The sequence below is a fragment of the Cobetia amphilecti genome (assembly GCF_020217465.1).
GTDB classification, from domain to species: domain Bacteria; phylum Pseudomonadota; class Gammaproteobacteria; order Pseudomonadales; family Halomonadaceae; genus Cobetia; species Cobetia amphilecti.
Genome location: NZ_CP084115.1, coordinates 598,206 through 615,865 on the forward strand (window position 1 = coordinate 598,206; position 17,660 = coordinate 615,865).

Here is a 17,660-nt window from a genome sequence, read left to right on the forward strand (position 1 = left end):
AGCAGTGCAACTACCTGAGCGCGAACCTGGACGGTCGGGCTGCGCCACGCAGGCCCGGCCGTCGTCGGTCTAGTCCGGAAGCAGGCGGCCGATGCCGCGGCGCGCCTGCTCCCGCATGTTCGTGGCGCACAGTATAGGGTGCCGCGCTTTGGAGAATAAGCGCGTACAATCGAAAACTAGGGTTTCCATATTGGAAACCTGGAAGATTGATGGGCTGTCTGGCCGTGTTCAGGGGGCCATGGCGGTTGCACAGCGAGGGTGAGGGAGACACATGGCGACACTTGATGCACTGCGCGTATTCGTCGAGGTCGTGCGCGCGGCCAGTTTCACGGCGGCGGCACGGCGACTGGGAATTTCCAAGTCGCTGGCGTCCAAGCGGGTGGCGGCACTGGAAGAGCAGCTGGGCGTCAGCCTGATCAATCGCTCGACCCGCAAGCTGCATCTCACCGAGGCGGGGCGCATCTACTACGAGCACGGCCTGCGCATCCGCGAGGAGCTGGAATCCGCCGAGGCCCGCGTGCAGTCCGTCACCTCGCAGCCGATGGGCCAGCTCAAGGTGTCGGCGCAGGTGTCGTTCGGCTTCATGTATCTGGCCGCGCCGACCACCGCCTTCATGCGGCGCTACCCGGATGTCAGCGTCGAGATTCTGCTCGAGGACCAGCGCTTCGAGCCCATCGATGAGTCGGTGGATCTGGCGATTCGCATGGGGCCGCTGCCGGATTCCTCGATGGTCTCGCGCCCGCTGTGCAAGGTGGTCTATGGCCTGTATGCGGCGCCGGACTATCTGGCGCGCGTCAATGCGCCGCCGGTGCAGCCTCAGGACATCCGCGCCTTCGATACCATCTTCTATGGCAATTACGACCTGGGGGCCCATTGGCGCTTCACGCTCAATGGTCAGCCCTTCGATGTGGAGCCGGAGTCGCGGCTGGTGATCAACAATCTGCTCGGCGTGGTGGAGGCGGCCAAGGCCGGCTTCGGTCTCGCCTACCTGCCGACCTTCTCGGCCCGCGCGGCAGTGGAAAGTGGTGAGCTGGTGCCGCTGCTGCAGCCCTACTGGAACGAGCATGGCTCGATGGTGGTGCTGTTCCGCTCACGCAAGTACCTGCCCGACAAGACCCGCGCCTACCTCGACTTCATCACCGAGTGGTTCCAGGAGCATCTGCAGCTCTGAGTCGCCTCTACCGAGAGGGTTACCACTCGATGGCCTGGCCGGCCCAGTCGTAGAAGCCGCCGCTGGCGGTGGACGGGAGCTCGCTGGCGACGCGCAGCAGACGGCGCGCCACGAAGCCCGTGGTGAAAAGTTTGCCCTCGGGCACGCGGGCCTGGAAGGGCGTCGACAGGCCGGTGTCGGTGGTGCCGGGATGCAGCGCGACCAGCAGCGCCTCGGGATTGCGGCGCGCGATCTCGATGGCGGCGGTCTTGAGCAGCATGTTGTGGCTGGCCTTGCTGGCGCGATAGGCATACCAGCCGCCGCTGCGGTTGTCGGAGATCGAGCCGACCCGCGCCGACAGCGAGGCGAAGATCACCGGCGTGCGTCGGCGCAGACGTGGCGCCAGCATTCCCAGCAACAGGGCCGGGGCGAAGGCGTTGACTTGGTGCAGGCGCGTCAGGGCCGCCAGGCTCAAATCCTCCAGGCGCTTCTCCGGCCATAGCTGCTCACGCTCGTCATGTAGCAGGCCCAGCGCGTTGAGTATCAGCGCCGGTGGCTGTCCCGTCTCGCTCTCGCCATCCAGTTGCTGTGCCAGCCACTCCTCGAGGCGCGCGGTGCCTTGCTCGGTGGTCAGGTCGGCTTCCAGCGTCTCGAGCTCGGGATGTGCCGGAAGGCATGAGACATCGCGACTCACCGCCAGCACTTTTCCACAGTGGGGATGGGCGAGCAGCTCAGCGATCAGCGCCCGCCCGATCCCGCCGCTGGCACCGGTGACCAGTGCGCAGAAGCCCTGTGGCAGGCGCGCGAAGGTGTCCGCCGCCAATGGCTGATCTTCCAGTCTGCTGTCTGCCATGCATGTCTCCCTCTGTAGTGGCCGAATGTGACTGTCGTCAGGCAGTGCGCTCCATCAGCCTGGCGAGACGGGAATCGCGGCTCAGCGTGGTCGGGGTGGTGTCTTCCTGCAGGCGGCCGGCTTCCAGCAGCGCCAGACGCGCAAAGCGCTCCAGCCCCAGCGGCTGGTGGGTGATCATGATCAGGCTGCGGCCCTCGCAGGCGGCGAGAATCGCGCTCATCACCTGCTCGGCGCTGGTGCGGTCCAGTCCTTCGCAGGGCTCATCGAGCAGCACGATCGGCGCCGGTGACAGCAGCGCGCGCGCCACACCGAAGCGGCGCAGCTGGCCACCGGACAACGAGCGCCCCCCTTCATCCGGGAAGCCGGCCAGTCCCTGTGGCTGGCGGGCCAGCCAGTCGCCGAGGCCAAGACTTTCCAGCATGCGCGTCAGTGCTTCATCGCTGGCCTCGGGAGCGGCCAGGCGCAGGTTGTCGGCGTAGCTGGCACAGAACAGATGCGTGTCCTGCGGGCAGACCGCGAAGCTTGCGCGCAGCGTGGCCTCATCGAGTGAATCCAGCGCCACGCCGCCCAGCGTGATGTGTCCGGCGCTGGGAATATGGAAGCGACTGAGCACGTCCAGCAGGGTGCTCTTGCCGCTGCCGGACGGGCCGAGCAGTGCCAGATGCTCGCCGGCAGCCAGCGTCAGGGAAAGCTCTGTGAGCACCGGCGTGTCGCCGTGGGTGACGCTCAACTGCTCGATCTCCAATGGATGACCCACCGGCGTGGCAGCCTCGGAGTCACTGGGGAACTGAGCCGCCGGCGTATTGGCCTGCACGCTGTTGAGACGCGCGGCCGCCGACAGGCAGCGACCGAGCCCCTGCCAGGCCAGCGGCAGTGGCGCCAGCGCCTCGAAGGCGCCGAGCACTGCCAGCAGGAACAGTGCCAGCAGGCGACCATCGAGCAGCTCGCCAGAAGGCGTCGTCATGTCGGTGTTCGCATATGGCGCCATCTGCATGACGCCGAGTAGCGCCACCCCGGCCAGCGTCAGCCCCAGCAGACTGTGGCTCAGCCAGCTGGCCAGTGCCTGACGGCGTGCCTGGGCGCGCTCGATGCGGTCCCGCTCGGCCTGTTGCTCGGCCAGGCGCTCAAGTTCTTCATTCCAGCGACCATAGATCACCAGCTCGCCCAGTCCCTGCAGGCGCTCCAGCAGGCGCGCGCGCAGGCGGCTGGCCGAGGACTGATGCCGCATGGCGTCACGGCTGCCGCGCCACCAGGCCAGCCACGGCACCAGTCCGCCGGTCAGTACCAGTCCGATCACCGCCACCAGCGCCAGTGTCGGCGCGAAGATGCCGATTAGCGTGCCGGCGGCGAGGATGGCGCAGATCGCCACCAGCGAGGGAATCAATACGCGTACGTAGAGGCTGTCGAGGGCGTCGACATCCGCGCCCAGGCGCGTCATCAACTCTCCCTGGCCGGCATGCTGCAGGGCGGCGGGGGAGAGTGGCTCGATGGCCTCGAACAGGCGGCGGCGCAAGCTCGCCAGCAGGCGCAGCGTGCCTTCGTGGGTGGTGACGCGCTCACCATAGCGCCCGGCGGTGCGCGCCAGCGCCAGACCGCGCACGCCTGCCGCCGGGGTGAAGAAGTTGAAGGCCTGGGTGGCGGCGACGCTCAAGCCGGCCACGGCGGTGGCGGAGAGAAACCAGCCCGACAGCGCCAGCAGACCGGTGGCGGCCAGCAGGGTGATCAGCGCCAGCAGCGCACCGATGCCCAGCCAGCCGCGATGCTCGCGCATCAGGGCCAGATAGGGCGTCAGTTCACGAAGATGTGGGCGCTGTTCGGCGTGCGACACGGCCAGTGCTGGCTCGCTGGCCGTGACAGCTGCGGGCGTATCAGGCGCGGGTTTGCGGATGGCGCGGCTCATGCGTCACCTCGCGGCGTCGCGAGGGGGAGTGGGCGGTCCTGCACCAGCTGGCCATCGTCCAGGTGAATCAGGCGCTGGCATAGCGTCAGCAGCTCGGGTCGGTGGGTCAGCAGCAGCAGGGTGCGGCCCTCGCCGAGACGCTTGAGCGCGGCGATCACGCGCGCTTCGCTGTCGGCGTCCAGGCTGGCGGTGGGTTCATCCAGCAGCACCAGTGGCGCGTCATGCAAGAAGGCGCGGGCCAGTGACAGGCGGCGTGCCTGACCGCCGGACAGCGCCTGACCGCCCTCGCCAAGGCGCGTCTCGAGCCCACGCGGCAGGTGCTGGTACCAGTCAAGCAGGTCGGCATTGTCCAGCGCCGCTTCGAGCTGTGCGTCGCTGGCGTGAGGCCTGGCCAGACGCAGGTTGTCGGCCAGCGTGCCGGACAGGACCACCGTCTCCTGACCGACCCAGGTCGCCATGCCCGGCGGCAGGCCGTGGCTCAGCGGATGGCCGTTGAGATACAGCAGGCCGTCGCTGGCCTCGACGAAGCCGAGCAGCAGATTGAGCAGCGTCGACTTGCCGGAACCGGAGGCGCCGGTCAGCGCGACGCGTTCGCCCTGGGTGATCCGCAGGGTCAGCGGGCCGAGTGCCGGCGGAGTCAGTGTGCTGGTCTGGCGGTTCCACTGATTGGGATAGCGCACACAGACCTCTTCCAGCATCAGCGAGTGCAACTTGCGGGTCTGAGGGCGCACCGCGGGCAGGTCGCTGATGGCATTGTGCGCCTGTGCGCCAGCCTCGGCCTCTTGCGTGAAGGGGGCACTGCCGACGATGGGGGCGAGGTCACTGGCGGCAGCCTCGGCCTCGGCCTTGGCGTGATAGTGCACGCCCAGCTCGCGCAGCGGCTGATAGAACTCGGGCGCCAGCACCAGAATGAAGAGTGCGGTCTGCAGGGTCAGCGGTGAGTCGCCCCAGGTGCCGAATTGCAGATGGCCGAGGAAATGGAAGCCGAGGTAGACCGCCAGCAGCGCGATGGACACCGCGGTGAAGAATTCCAACACCGTGGAGGACAGGAAGGCCAGGCGCAGCACGCGCATGGTGCGCTTGCGAAAGGCATGGCTGACCGCCTCGACCTGGGGGCCGCGTCTGGCGCTGCCGAACAGCTTCAGGGTCTTGAGGCCGGTGAGCAGGTCCATGAAGTGGCGGCCCATGCGGTCCATCTCCCGGAACTGCTCCTGCGAGCGCTTGCGCGCCGCGATGCCGACCAGAATCATGAAGATCGGCACCAGCGGTGCGGTGGTGGCCAGAATCAGGCCGGCCGCCCAGTTGAGCGGAAACACCACGCACAGCAGCATCAGCGGAATCAGCCCCGCGAGGCGTGTCTGCGGGCGGAAGTCGGCGTAGTAGCCGTGCAGTGACTCGACCTGGTCCCAGGCGCGGTTGGCGAGACTGGCACGATGCTGGCGACGCACCCACAGCGGGCCGAGTTCGGCGAAGCGCTGCAACAGTCGCTCGCGCAGGCGACGGCGGATCTGCTGGCTGGCGCGGGTGCCGGCATAGCCACGCAGGCCAGTGAGCGCGCCGCGCAGCGAGAGACTGGCGGCGAGCACCGCGATGGCCGGCCACAGTGTCGCCAGGCCTTCGTGGTCGATCGCCACGCCCTGGGCCAGACGGGCGATGGCCCAGGCCTGGGCGAGCAGCACCAGTGTCGAGAGCAGGGCGCACAGGATGGCGAGCTGGGGCCAGCGGCCACCGGCACGTGCCAGTGTCTCCAGCCAGCGGCGTGGCACGAATTCTGCCGATGCAGTGGCATCGGTGGGGGAGGGTGAAACATCGGGTGCAGCGGCAGTTCGGGGCATTCATGCTCCTGCCGGTGGTGGCAGAGATAGTTGCAGGGAGGCGCTGGCGTCACGTCTCAAGGCAGAGAATGACGCATCTGGCGCAAGCTTACCGCCGAGAGAGCGTTGGTACACGGCGACGCACTGTCGCACATCTTCACCTTGCGTATAATATGCCCCAGCACTTGCTGCTGAGACAGCAGCGTGATTTCACGCCCCGGCAGTCAGTCATTGCCGAGACGCTTGTTGCCCTCTCTTCTCGAACTACTGGACTCCACATGACCGTTCGTACGCGCATCGCACCGTCGCCGACTGGTGATCCCCACGTCGGCACCGCCTACATCGCCCTGTTCAACCAGTGCTTCGCTCGTCAGCACGGTGGCGAGTTCATTCTGCGTATCGAGGATACCGATCAGACGCGTTCCACCGGTGAATCCGAGCAGATGATCCTCGACTCGCTGCGCTGGCTGGGCATCGAATGGGCCGAAGGCCCGGATGTCGGTGGTCCGCACGGCCCGTACCGTCAGAGTGAGCGTGGCGACATCTATGCCAGGCACTGCCAGCAGCTGATCGATGCCGGCCATGCCTTCAAGTGCTATCGCACCAGTGAAGAGCTGGACGAGCTGCGCGAGTCGCGCAAGGCCGAAGGTCTGCACATGGCGCTCAAGCCGTCCGATCTCGCGCTGCCGGCAGAAGAAGTGGCACGTCGTGAAGCGGCGGGCGCGCCCTTCGTCATCCGCATGAACGTGCCGGAAAGCGGTACCTGTGTGGTCAAGGACATGCTGCGTGGCGAGATCGAGGTCGAGTGGGCCCAGGTCGATGCGCAGATCCTGCTCAAGTCCGATGGCATGCCGACCTACCACCTGGCCAACGTGGTGGATGATCACCTGATGGAGATCACCCACGTGCTGCGTGGCGAGGAGTGGATCAACTCGGCGCCCAAGCATCAGCTGCTGTATGAATACTTCGGCTGGCAGATGCCGGAACTGTGCCACATGCCGCTGCTGCGCAACCCGGACAAGACCAAGCTGTCCAAGCGCAAGAACCCGACGTCGATCCTCTACTACCGTCGCATGGGTTACCTGCCGGCGGCGGTGATCAACTATCTCGGCCGTCTCGGCTGGTCCATGCCGGACGAGCGCGAGAAGTTCACCCTGAGCGAGATGCAGGAGCACTTCGATATCCAGCGTGTCTCGCTGGGTGGCCCGGTATTCGATGTCGAGAAGCTCAGCTGGCTGAACGGTCTCTACATCCGCGATCTGTCCGAGGACGAGCTGCTGAGCGAGCTGCGTCAGTGGGCCTTCAACGAGTCCTACGTCAAGCAGATCCTGCCGGAAGTGAAGCCGCGCATCGAGACGCTGTCCGAGGCGATTCCGCTGGCCGGCCACTTCTTCTCCGGTCTGCCGGCCATCACGCCGGACGACTTCGCCAAGGCGAAGCTGGAAGGCGAAGACCTGGTGCGTCAGATGCAGTTCCTGACCTGGAAGCTTGAAGCCGTGAGCCGCTGGGACAAGGAGCACCTGCTGGCGGAAGTGAAGCTGCTCTCCGAGCACTTCGGGCTCAAGATGAAGGACTTCCTGGCACCGGTGTTCGTGGCGGTGACCGGCTCGGCGACCTCCACCTCGGTGATGGACGCGATGGTCATTCTGGGCTCCGACATGACGCGCGCGCGCCTGCGTCACGCCGTGGCCGTGCTGGGTGGCGTCTCCAAGAAGGCTGCCAAGCGCTTCGAGAAGGAATATCGCGACCTGTAAGAATATCGCGACCTGCAAGAATATCGCGGCCTGCAAGGGTGTCTGCGATGTGCAGATGATGGCCCCCGTGACGTATGTCGTCATGGGGGCCATGTCTTGCAGCGGGACGCTGAACAGCGCTTTCAGTGCTGATCAGCAGCACGATGAGAATTGTGTGAAAAAGAAGTTGACGACCCAGAGGGTTATCAGTAAGATACGCCTCGTTCTTGAGAGACGGGGCCTTAGCTCAGCTGGGAGAGCGCAACACTGGCAGTGTTGAGGTCAGCGGTTCGATCCCGCTAGGCTCCACCAAGTTTCTCAAGCGACTGCGTCCCATTCGTCTAGTGGTCCAGGACACCGCCCTTTCACGGCGGTAACAGGGGTTCGAACCCCCTATGGGACGCCACTCTTCAGACATCTCGAGTCACCTTTCAGGTCTCGTGAAGTCAACAAAAAAGCACACCTTGCGGGGTGTGTTTTTTTTGTCCCTGATTCTGGCTTATGCACAGCCTGTGTGTCGGCAGAAAAGCATGTTATCCCCAAGTCGCCCTTGACAGACCCCGTGTCTTGTCCACTGTTCGCGCGCTGTCACATCTCCCCCTGCATCTCTTCCCAAAGTGCGGCCCCTGCGGCTGGCGCTTACGTCGTGTTACGAAAAATTTCTTTTATATCAATGGTTTATGCGCTGGTTAAATTTTGTGCAATCTGTTGGTAAGCCCGCTGTCATGCTGGTTCGCCGCGCTTGTCTAGGGGTTATCAACGAGGTTATCCACAGGTAGTGTGGAAAAACATCATGAGCGCCGCTGCTGTCTGGGATGTTGCGCTGCGGCATGAAAAAACGCCTCATTCCCGCGTCCATATGGCGTTGGAATGAGGCGTTTTCAGTGCGAGGCCGTGTGATGCGATTCAGCTCGCTCGCGTGTATTCAGACCCGCTTCATCTGGAGAGGCGCTTGAGCAGCGATGAGGTGTCCCAGCGATTGCCGCCCATGGCCTGCACGTCGGCATAGAACTGATCGACCAGCGCGGTCACCGGCAGGCTGGCATCGATGCGGCGTGCTTCCGCCAGACAGATGTCGAGGTCCTTGCGCATCCAGTCGACGGCAAAGCCGTGATCGTACTCGTCCTTGATCATGGTGGCGTGACGATTTTCCATCTGCCAGGAGCCGGCGGCGCCCTTGGAGATCACCTCGATCACCGCCTCACGATCCAGTCCGGCCTGCTCGGCGAAGTGCAGGCCCTCGGAAAGCGCCTGCACCAGCCCGGCAATGCAGATCTGGTTGACCATCTTTGTGGTCTGGCCGGCACCGGTCTCGCCGATGCGCTTCACCATGCGGCCGTAGTGCGTCAGCACCGGCTCGGCACGCGCGTAATCCGCTTCGCTGCCGCCACACATGATGGTCAGCACGCCATTCACGGCGCCTTGCTGGCCGCCGGACACCGGTGCGTCGACGAAGCCGATGTCGGCCTCGCCCGCGGCGGCGGCCAGCTCGCGTGCCAGGTCGGCACTGGCGGTGGTGTGGTCCACCAGCAGGCTGCCGCTCGCCATGCCGGCCAGCACGCCGTCGTCGCCGTAGGTGACGCTGCGCACGTCATCATCATTGCCCACGCACATCAGCACGATATCGGCGCCTTCGGCGGCTTCTCGCGGGGTGGCGTGATGGCTGCCGCCGTACTCCTCGCTCCACTGCTCGGCGCGTGCACGTGTGCGGTTGTAGACCCGCACCTCCAGGCCTGCGCGTTTCAGATGGCCGGCCATGGGGTAACCCATGACGCCGAGTCCGATGAAGGCGGCGGTACGTGGCGTTGTGTGTGTGTCTGACATGCTGGGGGCTCCTTGCCATCAATCAGGAATGAGGTTGCGCCGCTCTCGGTGGGGCGCATGGCGTGCCGGCGCACACAGGGCGTGACGAGGCCGGTACATCAGCACGCTAGCACGTCCGGGGCGGGGATGGGGCGGCTTTGTGGCTTGCGTCTCGACAGGAGGCTGTGCGCTGAGAGGCGCCAGGCCAAAAAAAACCGCCTCCGAAGAGGCGGTCTGTCCTGCAGGCGAATGACCCGATGTTGCCGGGTTGCCTGGTGCTGAGTTAATTGGTGCTGGATTACTTGGCCGGATAGTCGCGCTGCGGGTGGCCGGTGTAGAGCTGACGCGGACGGCCGATACGGTGGCCGCCGGCGATCATCTCGTTCCAGTGGGAGATCCAGCCGATGGTGCGCGACATGGCGAAGATGACCGTGAACATGTTGGTCGGGATGCCGATCGCCTTGAGGATGATGCCGGAGTAGAAGTCGACATTCGGGTACAGCTTGCGCTCGATGAAGTACTCGTCTTCCAGCGCGATCTGCTCCAGACGCTTGGCGATCTTGAGCTGCGGGTCGTCTGCCATGCCCAGCTGCTCCAGCACTTCGTCGCAGGTCTCTTTCATGACCTTGGCGCGCGGATCGAAGTTGCGATAGACGCGGTGACCGAAGCCCATCAGCTTGAACGGGTCTTCCTTGTCCTTGGCCTTGTCGATGAAGCGCTGGATGTTCTCCTCGGACTCTTCACCGATCTCGTCGAGCATGGCCAGCACGGCTTCATTGGCGCCGCCGTGTGCCGGGCCCCACAGTGCCGCGATGCCGGCGCTGATGCAGGCGAACGGGTTGGCCCCGGTGGAGCCGGCCAGACGCACGGTAGAGGTCGAGGCGTTCTGCTCGTGGTCGGCGTGCAGCATGAAGATGGTGTCCATCGCCTTGGCGAACACCGGGTTGATCTTGTACTCCTCGCACGGGTTGCCGAACATCATGTACAGGAAGTTCTCGCCGTAGGAGAGGTCATTGCGCGGGTACATGAACGGCTGACCGATGTTGTACTTGTGGCACATGGCCGCCAGGGTCGGCATCTTGGCGATCAGGCGCACGGCGCTGACGTAGCGTTCCTTCTCGTTGGTGATGTTCAGGTTGTCGTGATAGAAGGCGGCCAGGCCACCGACCACGCCGCACAGGATCGCCATCGGGTGGGCGTCGCGACGGAAGCCCTTGAAGAAGTTGACGATCTGCTCATGCACCATGGTGTGGTTGCTGATCAGCTGGGCGAACTTGTCGTATTCCTCGTCGCTCGGCAGCTCTCCGAACAGCAGCAGGTAGCACAGCTCGATGTAGTTGGAGCTCTTGGCCAGCTGGTCGATGGGGTAGCCGCGATGCAGCAGCACGCCTTTCTGGCCATCGATGAAGGTGATGGATGATTCGCAGGCGGCAGTGGAGACGAAGCCCGGGTCGTAGGTGAACATGCCTTCGGCGGTCAGGCCGCGAACGTCGATGACGTCCTGGCCGAGCGTGCCGGAATAGACCGGGAACTCGATGCTCTTGTCGATACCGTCTACTGTCAATGTCGCTTTCTTGTCAGTCATGCCGACCTCCTCATTATTCGCGTAACTCTTTGACTTGCTTGCCATGCCGGGCTTGCATCAATCCCGCCCACTATAGAAGCCCGCGAAAGATTGTCAATTCGCCACACGGCGTAGAGACGCGCGCCATGCTGCTGTGCGTCAGTTCCCCGACGTTTACGTATCCCGTGGCGTCAGGTCGCGTCCTGTTCACTGCATTTTGTGCAATCCGTGGTTGCGGCCCTGCGACGTCATGCCATTTGTCATGCCAATGGCCAACCCCTATAATCCACCGTCGCGCGACTGGCGGGAAATTCGGCTCGGTACCGTGGATGGCCTGCGCCCGAGACCCTTCCTCAAACCACCGCCCCTGCGGGCTTGCGTCCGTGTTGGGCCAAGAGAGTGTGTAAGAGCCGTGAATAGCAAACGACCCGTAAATCTCGATCTGACGACGATAAAGTTCCCTCTCCCTGCGCTGACTTCAATCACCCACCGTATTACTGGCGTGATTCTGTTCGTGGGCCTGGTATTTGCGCTGTGGGCACTCGATGCCTCGCTGTCCTCCCCGGAAGGGTTCGAGGCAGTGCGCGACACCCTGGCGACCAATTTCCTGGCCAAGATCGTGGCCTGGGGCCTGCTGTCTGCCCTCGGTTTCCACTTCGTGGCTGGCATCAAGCACCTGCTGATGGACATGGATATTGGTGTCGAACTGGAAAGTGCTAATCGCAAGGCGCAGGTCACTGTCGTGATCAGTGCTGTTCTCGTGGTCCTGGCGGGAGTCTGGGTATGGTAAACAACATCACCAATTTCAGCCGCAGCGGTCTGTCCGACTGGGTGCTGCAGCGTGTTTCTGCCGTGATTCTGGCAGTCTATTCCGTGTTCATGGTCGGCTACCTGCTGCTCCATCCGAACCTCGACTACACCACCTGGAGTGGTCTGTTCGAGAACACGGCGATGCGCATCTTCTCTCTGATGGCATTCATCTCGATTGCCGCACACGCCTGGATCGGTCTGTGGACCGTGGCGACCGATTACATGAAGCCGACCGCACTGCGTTTCGGTTTCCAGGTCTTCGTCATCCTTGCGTTGTTCATCTTCTTGGTCTGGGGCGTTCAAGTCCTGTGGGGAGCCTGATACATGTCCACCATGCGTAGCCTGACATTCGACGCGATCATCATCGGCGGCGGCGGCGCTGGCCTGCGTGCCGGTCTCGAACTGTCCCAGTCCGGCAAGAAGACCGCCGTGCTGTCCAAGGTCTTCCCGACCCGCTCGCATACTGTCTCTGCCCAGGGCGGTATCACCTGTGCCATCGCTTCTGCTGATCCGAATGATGATTGGCGCTGGCACATGTATGACACCGTCAAGGGTGGCGATTACATCGCTGATCAGGACGCTGCGGAATATATGTGTACCGAAGGCCCGAAAGCGGTCTTCGAGCTTGAGCACATGGGTCTGCCGTTCTCCCGTTTCGACAACGGCCGCATCTACCAGCGTCCGTTCGGTGGCCAGTCCAAGGACTTCGGCAAGGGCGGCCAGGCGGCTCGTACCTGCGCCGCGGCTGACCGTACCGGTCACGCCCTGCTGCACACTCTGTATCAGGCCAACCTGAAGAACGGCACCGTCTTCCTCGACGAGTGGTACGCCATCGATCTGGTCAAGAATGCCAACGGCGATATCGTCGGCGTGATTGCCCTGTGCATCGAGACCGGCGAGACCGTGGTCGTGAAGTCCAAGGCCACCGTTCTGGCCACTGGCGGTGCGGGCCGTATCTACGCCTCCACCACCAATGCCCTGATCAACACCGGCGACGGTATCGGCATGGCACTGCGTGCCGGCCTGCCGGTCCAGGACATGGAAATGTGGCAGTTCCACCCGACCGGGATCCACGGTGCGGGCGTGCTGGTCACCGAAGGTTGCCGCGGTGAAGGTGGCTACCTGGTCAACAAGGACGGCGAGCGCTTCATGGAGCGTTATGCGCCGAACGCCAAGGACCTCGCGGGCCGTGACGTCGTCGCGCGCTCCATGGTGCTGGAAATCCTCGAAGGCCGTGGCTGTGGCGAGAATGGCGACCACGTCTTCCTGAAGCTGGATCACCTGGGCGAGGAAGTGCTGAACAAGCGCCTGCCGGGTATCTCCGAGCTGTCCAAGACCTTCGCGCACGTCGATCCGACCAACGCGCCGATCCCGGTCGTGCCGACCTGCCACTACATGATGGGTGGCATCGCCACCAACGTGCACGGTCAGGCCATCGCACAGAACGAAGACGGCAGCGACCGCATCGTCAACGGCCTCTATGCCGTGGGTGAAGTGGCCTGTGTGTCGGTTCACGGTGCCAACCGTCTGGGCGGCAACTCGCTGCTGGATCTGGTCGTCTTCGGCCGCGCCGCGGGCAAGTACATCGAAAGCGCGCTCAACGAAGGTGTCGAGTACCTCGAGCCGACGCAGAGCGACATCGATGCAGCCCTGGTGCGCCTGAACCGCTGGAACGAGTCCGAAAGCGGCGAGTCCGTGCCGGAACTCAAGCGCGAACTGCAGCAGATCATGCAGAACTCCTTCGGTGTCTTCCGTCAGGAAGACAAGATGGAAGAGGGCGTCAAGCAGCTGTCCGATCTGCGTGAGCGTATCGCCAAGGCGGGTCTGTCCGACAAGTCTCAGGTCTTCAATACCGCGCGTATCGAAGCTCTCGAGCTGGACAACCTGATGGAAGTGGCGGAAGCCACTGCCATTGCGGCCCTGACCCGCAAGGAAAGCCGTGGTGCTCACTCCCGTTACGACTTCCCGGACCGTGATGACGAGAACTGGCTCAAGCATTCTCTGTTCTTCCCGAACGAGAAGCGTGTCGGCAAGCGTGATGTGAACTTCGCGCCGAAGACCGTCGAGCGTTTCGAGCCGAAGATTCGTACCTACTGAGTCTGAACCCAAGGCGCGCGTCGCGACCCGGTCGGGACGCCGCGCCTTGCTTCAGACCAAGTTCGCACTCGCTCGAGTTCACTCTCGCTTGAGTTCGCCGTGATCGAGGTGCGTGCAGGTCACCGCACGCACCTGACCCGTTTGCCCGGAGGGGAAACCATGCTTCAGGTATCCATATACCGCTACAACCCTGAAACCGATACTGCGCCGTACATGCAGGAGTTTCAGGTCGACACCCAGGGTCGTGACCTGATGGTGTTGAACGTGATGGAAATGCTCAAGGAACAGGACAGCTCGCTGGCCTATCGTCGCAGCTGCCGTGAAGGCGTCTGCGGTTCGGACGGCATGAACATGAACGGCAAGAACGGCCTGACCTGTGTCACCGCGCTGTCCGAAGTCGTCAAGGACAACAAGCTGGTGCTGCGTCCGCTGCCGGGCCTGCCGGTCGTGCGTGACCTGGTCGTCGACATGAGCATCTTCTACAAGCAGTACGAGCGCATCCAGCCGTACCTGCTCAACGACACGCCGGCGCCGGCCATCGAGCGTCTGCAGTCGCCGGAAGACCGTGACAAGCTCGACGGTCTCTACGAGTGCATCCTGTGTGCCTGCTGCTCGACTGCCTGCCCGTCCTTCTGGTGGAACCCGGACAAGTTCGTCGGTCCGAGCGGTCTGCTGCAGGCCTATCGCTTCCTGGCGGACTCGCGTGACACCGCCACCAAGGAGCGTTTGAGCGAGCTGGACGACCCGTTTGCCGTATTCCGTTGTCGCGGAATCATGAATTGTGTCGCGGTTTGCCCCAAGGGTCTGAACCCGACACGTGCCATCGGCAAGATTCGTGAGCTTTTGCTGGCAAACGCCACTTAAAAGCCGCGCCTTAGCTTGCTATGATGCACGTCAGCTGCGGCAGGGTGTCACACCTTGTCGCAGCGCACAGCTTGCTGAAGCCGGTGCCTTGTGCACCGGCTTTTGACGATAAAAGAAGACTCAGATGGTGAAGGCCTCCATGGTTTCGCCATACAGGGCATAATCGAGTGACGCCGACAGCGCTTGTCAGGCGCCTACCCCACCCCATCAGTCAGGGTGACCGAGAGATGCAAGAAGGCACAATGGAGTTGATGTGGCGCACTTCCCATATGAGCGGGGGGAATGTCCACTACGTAGAAGATCTCTACGAGCGTTATCTTGTCGACCCGAATGAGGTTCCCGACGAGTGGCGCAACTACTTTGATACTCTGCCGCGTCATGACGGCAGCCCCTCCCAGGATGTTCCGCTAGCGCCGATCCGTGATCAGTTCTACGAGATGGGTCGCAACAGTCGCCGCCCGGTGGCTGTCTCTGCGGGCGAAAGCAGCGAGAACAAGAAGCAGGTTCGTGTTCTCCAGCTGATCAACGCCTACCGCTTCCGTGGCCACCAGAAGGCGGATATCGATCCCCTCGGTCTGCGCAAGCCGGCACCGGTACCGGACCTCGAACTGTCCTTCCATCAGCTGTCCGCCGCTGACATGGACGTCGAGTTCCAGACCGGCTCGCTGTTCCTCGGAAAGGATGTTGCACCGCTCAAGGAAATCCACGCCGCGCTGGAGCAGACCTACTGCCGCAGCATCGGCGCCGAGTTCATGCACATCGTCAACACGGAAGAGAAGCGCTGGCTGCAGCAGCGTTTCGAGTCCGTACGTTCCAAGCCGAACTTCTCACGCGATGTCCGTCATCACGTGCTGGAACGTCTGACCGCCGCCGAAGGCCTCGAGAGCTATCTCGCCAGCAAGTACCCGGGCACCAAGCGCTTTGGTCTGGAAGGCGGCGAATCCTTCATTCCGATGATGGATGAGCTGATCCAGCGCAGCGGCAAGTACGGTACCAAGGAAGTCGTGATCGGCATGGCCCACCGTGGCCGTCTCAACCTGCTGGTCAACCTGCTGGGCAAGAGCCCGTCAGAGCTGATCGAGGAATTCGATGGCAAGAAGCAGATTGCCAAGGGTTCCGGCGACGTGAAGTACCACCAGGGCTTCAGCTCGAATGTCATGACCCCGGGCGGCGAAGTCCACCTGGCGCTGGCGTTCAACCCGTCGCACCTGGAAATCGTCTCTCCGGTGGTGGAAGGCTCCGTGCGTGCCCGTCAGGACCGTCGCGAAGACAGCGAAGGCGACAGCGTACTGCCGATCTCCATCCACGGTGACGCGGCATTCGCCGGTCAGGGCGTGGTCATGGAAACCTTCCAGATGTCGCAGACCCGTGCCTACAAGACGGGCGGTACCGTGCATGTCGTCATCAACAACCAGGTGGGCTTCACCACCTCGCGTGCCGATGACGCTCGCTCGACTGAATACTGCACCGACATCGCCAAGATGGTTCAGGCGCCGATCATCCACGTCAATGGAGATGATCCGGACGCCGTGCTGCACGCCGCTCAGGTCGCCATCGACTACCGTCAGCAGTTCAAGCGTGACGTCGTGCTCGACCTCGTGTGTTACCGCAAGCGCGGTCACAACGAAGCCGACGAGCCGTCCGGTACCCAGCCGCTGATGTACGCCAAGATCAAGTCCCAGAAGACTGCCCGCGAGAAGTATGCGGATCGTCTGGTCGAGGAAGGCGTGCTCAGCGCGGAAGAGACCAAGCACCTGGTCGACCAGTACCGTGCTGACCTGGATGCCGGCAACCACGTTGCCAATGCGCTGGTGAAGCAACCCAACACCGGTCTGTTCGTCGATTGGACGCCGTACCTGGGCCACGAGTGGACCGGCGTTGCCGATACCTCGATGGACATGAAGCAGCTGCAGGCCCTCGCAAACAAGATGTGCGAAGTGCCGGACGGCATCTCGGTCCAGCGTCAGGTCAACAAGATCTACGAAGACCGTCGCAAGATGGCCGCCGGTGGCATGCCGCTGAACTGGGGCTTCGCCGAGACACTGGCCTACGCCACCCTGGTCGATGCCGACCATCCGGTGCGTATCACCGGTCAGGACGTGGGTCGCGGTACCTTCTCCCACCGTCACGCGGTGGTGCACAACCAGAAGGATGGCGACACCTACGTGCCGCTGCAGCACATCAAGGATGGTCAGGCGACCTTCACCATCCATGACTCCTACCTCTCCGAGGAAGCGGTGCTGGCCTTTGAATATGGCTATGCCACCACCATGCCCAAGGCATTGGTCGTGTGGGAAGCCCAGTTCGGTGACTTCGCCAACGGCGCCCAGGTGGTGATGGACCAGTTCATCTCCTCCGGCGAGAGCAAGTGGGGCCGCCTGTGTGGTCTGACCATGCTGCTGCCGCACGGCTACGAGGGTCAGGGCCCGGAGCACAGCTCCGCACGCCTCGAGCGTTACCTCCAGCTGTGTGCCGAGCACAACATGCAGGTATGCATGCCGACCACGCCGGCGCAGATCTACCATCTGCTGCGTCGTCAGGTCATCCGCTCGCTGCGCAAGCCGCTGGTCGTGCTGTCACCCAAGTCTCTGCTGCGTCACAAGGAAGCGACTTCCACCCTCGACGAGCTGGCCGATGGCCGCTTCGAGATGGTGCTGTCCGACAAGGGCAACCTGGAAGCTTCCAAGGTCAAGCGCGTCGTGCTGTGTGCGGGCAAGGTCTACTATGACCTGGCCGCCTATCGCGCCGAGCAGGGCCGTGAAGATGTTGCCATCATCCGTGTCGAGCAGCTCTATCCCTTCCCGAAGGAAGAGCTCCAGGCCGCCATCGCCGACTACGAGAATCTCGAGCAGGTGATGTGGTGCCAGGAAGAGCCGCTCAACCAGGGTGCCTGGTATCAGAGTCAGCACCATATGCGTCAGGTCGCTGAGCAGCACCGTCAGGGGCTTGGCATGAGCCTGGACTTCGCCGGACGCCCGGCCTCTGCGGCACCTGCCGCGGGCTACATGTCCGTTCATAACGAGCAGCAGCGCCAGCTGGTCGACGACGCCTTCAACAAGTAAAGGCTCGCGA

At 63.4% G+C, this 17,660-nt stretch carries 12 protein-coding genes and 2 tRNA genes; 9 read left to right on the plus strand and 5 right to left on the minus strand.

All coding sequences use genetic code 11. The features are described from left to right. Positions 1-271: 271 nt before the first annotated feature. Positions 272-1,171, plus strand: a complete 900-nt coding sequence (locus tag LCW13_RS02585; protein WP_043333112.1) for a LysR family transcriptional regulator — start codon at positions 272-274, stop codon at positions 1,169-1,171. 19 nt (positions 1,172-1,190) lie between these two features. On the opposite strand, the gene LCW13_RS02590 is transcribed toward LCW13_RS02585, so the two are convergent. From LCW13_RS02590 to cydD, 3 genes are read right to left on the minus strand one after another with little or no spacing between them, the layout of a single operon-like run. Beyond that, positions 1,191-2,003, minus strand: a complete 813-nt coding sequence (locus LCW13_RS02590) for an SDR family NAD(P)-dependent oxidoreductase (RefSeq protein ID WP_225347522.1) — start codon at positions 2,001-2,003, stop codon at positions 1,191-1,193. Between the two features lie 37 nt (positions 2,004-2,040). Next, positions 2,041-3,903, minus strand: coding sequence for a thiol reductant ABC exporter subunit CydC (gene cydC, locus LCW13_RS02595; RefSeq protein WP_225347523.1), 1,863 nt, complete (start codon positions 3,901-3,903; stop codon positions 2,041-2,043). Beyond that, complete coding sequence (gene cydD, locus LCW13_RS02600; protein ID WP_225347524.1) at positions 3,900-5,738, minus strand: thiol reductant ABC exporter subunit CydD; 1,839 nt, start codon at positions 5,736-5,738, stop codon at positions 3,900-3,902. Before cydD ends, cydC begins: the two co-directional genes overlap by 4 nt. Before the next feature lie 257 nt (positions 5,739-5,995). Between cydD and gltX the strand changes: the two genes are divergently transcribed. The 3 genes from gltX to LCW13_RS02615 all read left to right on the plus strand — a co-directional run bounded on the left by gltX (position 5,996) and on the right by LCW13_RS02615 (position 7,856). After that, positions 5,996-7,471 (plus strand): glutamate--tRNA ligase, encoded by a 1,476-nt coding sequence (gene gltX / locus LCW13_RS02605; protein WP_043333111.1) that lies wholly within the window; start codon positions 5,996-5,998, stop codon positions 7,469-7,471. A gap of 215 nt (positions 7,472-7,686) precedes the next feature. Beyond that, positions 7,687-7,762: transfer RNA gene (locus LCW13_RS02610), tRNA-Ala, on the plus strand. A gap of 18 nt (positions 7,763-7,780) precedes the next feature. Then, positions 7,781-7,856, plus strand: a tRNA-Glu gene (locus tag LCW13_RS02615). A gap of 530 nt (positions 7,857-8,386) precedes the next feature. Here LCW13_RS02615 and LCW13_RS02620 read toward each other — a convergent pair. Together LCW13_RS02620 and gltA are read right to left on the minus strand one after the other, a co-directional pair. Continuing rightward, entirely contained in the window at positions 8,387-9,274 is an 888-nt protein-coding gene (locus tag LCW13_RS02620) for an NAD(P)-dependent oxidoreductase (protein WP_225347525.1), read from the minus strand. 277 nt (positions 9,275-9,551) lie between these two features. Beyond that, positions 9,552-10,838, minus strand: coding sequence for a citrate synthase (gltA, locus tag LCW13_RS02625; protein WP_043333109.1), 1,287 nt, complete (start codon positions 10,836-10,838; stop codon positions 9,552-9,554). 391 nt (positions 10,839-11,229) lie between these two features. On the opposite strand from gltA, the gene sdhC reads away from it, so the two are divergent. The 5 genes from sdhC (at position 11,230) to LCW13_RS02650 (ending at position 17,650) form a co-directional block, all read left to right on the plus strand. Beyond that, positions 11,230-11,607 (plus strand): succinate dehydrogenase, cytochrome b556 subunit, encoded by a 378-nt coding sequence (gene sdhC, locus LCW13_RS02630; protein ID WP_043333108.1) that lies wholly within the window; start codon positions 11,230-11,232, stop codon positions 11,605-11,607. After that, positions 11,601-11,948 carry a succinate dehydrogenase, hydrophobic membrane anchor protein gene (gene sdhD, locus LCW13_RS02635; protein WP_043333107.1) on the plus strand — a complete coding sequence of 116 codons (348 nt, stop codon included), beginning with the start codon at positions 11,601-11,603 and terminating at the stop codon, positions 11,946-11,948. Before sdhC ends, sdhD begins: the two co-directional genes overlap by 7 nt. 3 nt (positions 11,949-11,951) lie before the next feature. Continuing rightward, positions 11,952-13,724, plus strand: a complete 1,773-nt coding sequence (gene sdhA, locus LCW13_RS02640; protein WP_043333106.1) for a succinate dehydrogenase flavoprotein subunit — start codon at positions 11,952-11,954, stop codon at positions 13,722-13,724. A gap of 159 nt (positions 13,725-13,883) precedes the next feature. Next, positions 13,884-14,588, plus strand: coding sequence for a succinate dehydrogenase iron-sulfur subunit (locus tag LCW13_RS02645; protein ID WP_043333105.1), 705 nt, complete (start codon positions 13,884-13,886; stop codon positions 14,586-14,588). Positions 14,589-14,815: 227 nt separating this feature from the next. Continuing rightward, positions 14,816-17,650, plus strand: a complete 2,835-nt coding sequence (locus LCW13_RS02650; RefSeq protein ID WP_054555372.1) for a 2-oxoglutarate dehydrogenase E1 component — start codon at positions 14,816-14,818, stop codon at positions 17,648-17,650. Positions 17,651-17,660: the final 10 nt, after the last annotated feature.

Bases quoted from the DNA above. Each gene is read 5' to 3' on its own strand.
- LCW13_RS02645 (WP_043333105.1), top strand. From the start codon at position 13,884: ATGCTTCAGGTATCCATATACCGCTACAACCCTGAAACCGATACTGCG.
- cydD (WP_225347524.1), bottom strand. From the start codon at position 5,738: ATGCCCCGAACTGCCGCTGCACCCGATGTTTCACCCTCCCCCACCGAT.
- LCW13_RS02590 (WP_225347522.1), bottom strand. From the start codon at position 2,003: ATGGCAGACAGCAGACTGGAAGATCAGCCATTGGCGGCGGACACCTTC.
- LCW13_RS02650 (WP_054555372.1), top strand. From the start codon at position 14,816: ATGCAAGAAGGCACAATGGAGTTGATGTGGCGCACTTCCCATATGAGC.
- sdhD (WP_043333107.1), top strand. From the start codon at position 11,601: ATGGTAAACAACATCACCAATTTCAGCCGCAGCGGTCTGTCCGACTGG.
- sdhA (WP_043333106.1), top strand. From the start codon at position 11,952: ATGTCCACCATGCGTAGCCTGACATTCGACGCGATCATCATCGGCGGC.
- cydC (WP_225347523.1), bottom strand. From the start codon at position 3,903: ATGAGCCGCGCCATCCGCAAACCCGCGCCTGATACGCCCGCAGCTGTC.
- LCW13_RS02585 (WP_043333112.1), top strand. From the start codon at position 272: ATGGCGACACTTGATGCACTGCGCGTATTCGTCGAGGTCGTGCGCGCG.
- gltX (WP_043333111.1), top strand. From the start codon at position 5,996: ATGACCGTTCGTACGCGCATCGCACCGTCGCCGACTGGTGATCCCCAC.
- gltA (WP_043333109.1), bottom strand. From the start codon at position 10,838: ATGACTGACAAGAAAGCGACATTGACAGTAGACGGTATCGACAAGAGC.
- LCW13_RS02620 (WP_225347525.1), bottom strand. From the start codon at position 9,274: ATGTCAGACACACACACAACGCCACGTACCGCCGCCTTCATCGGACTC.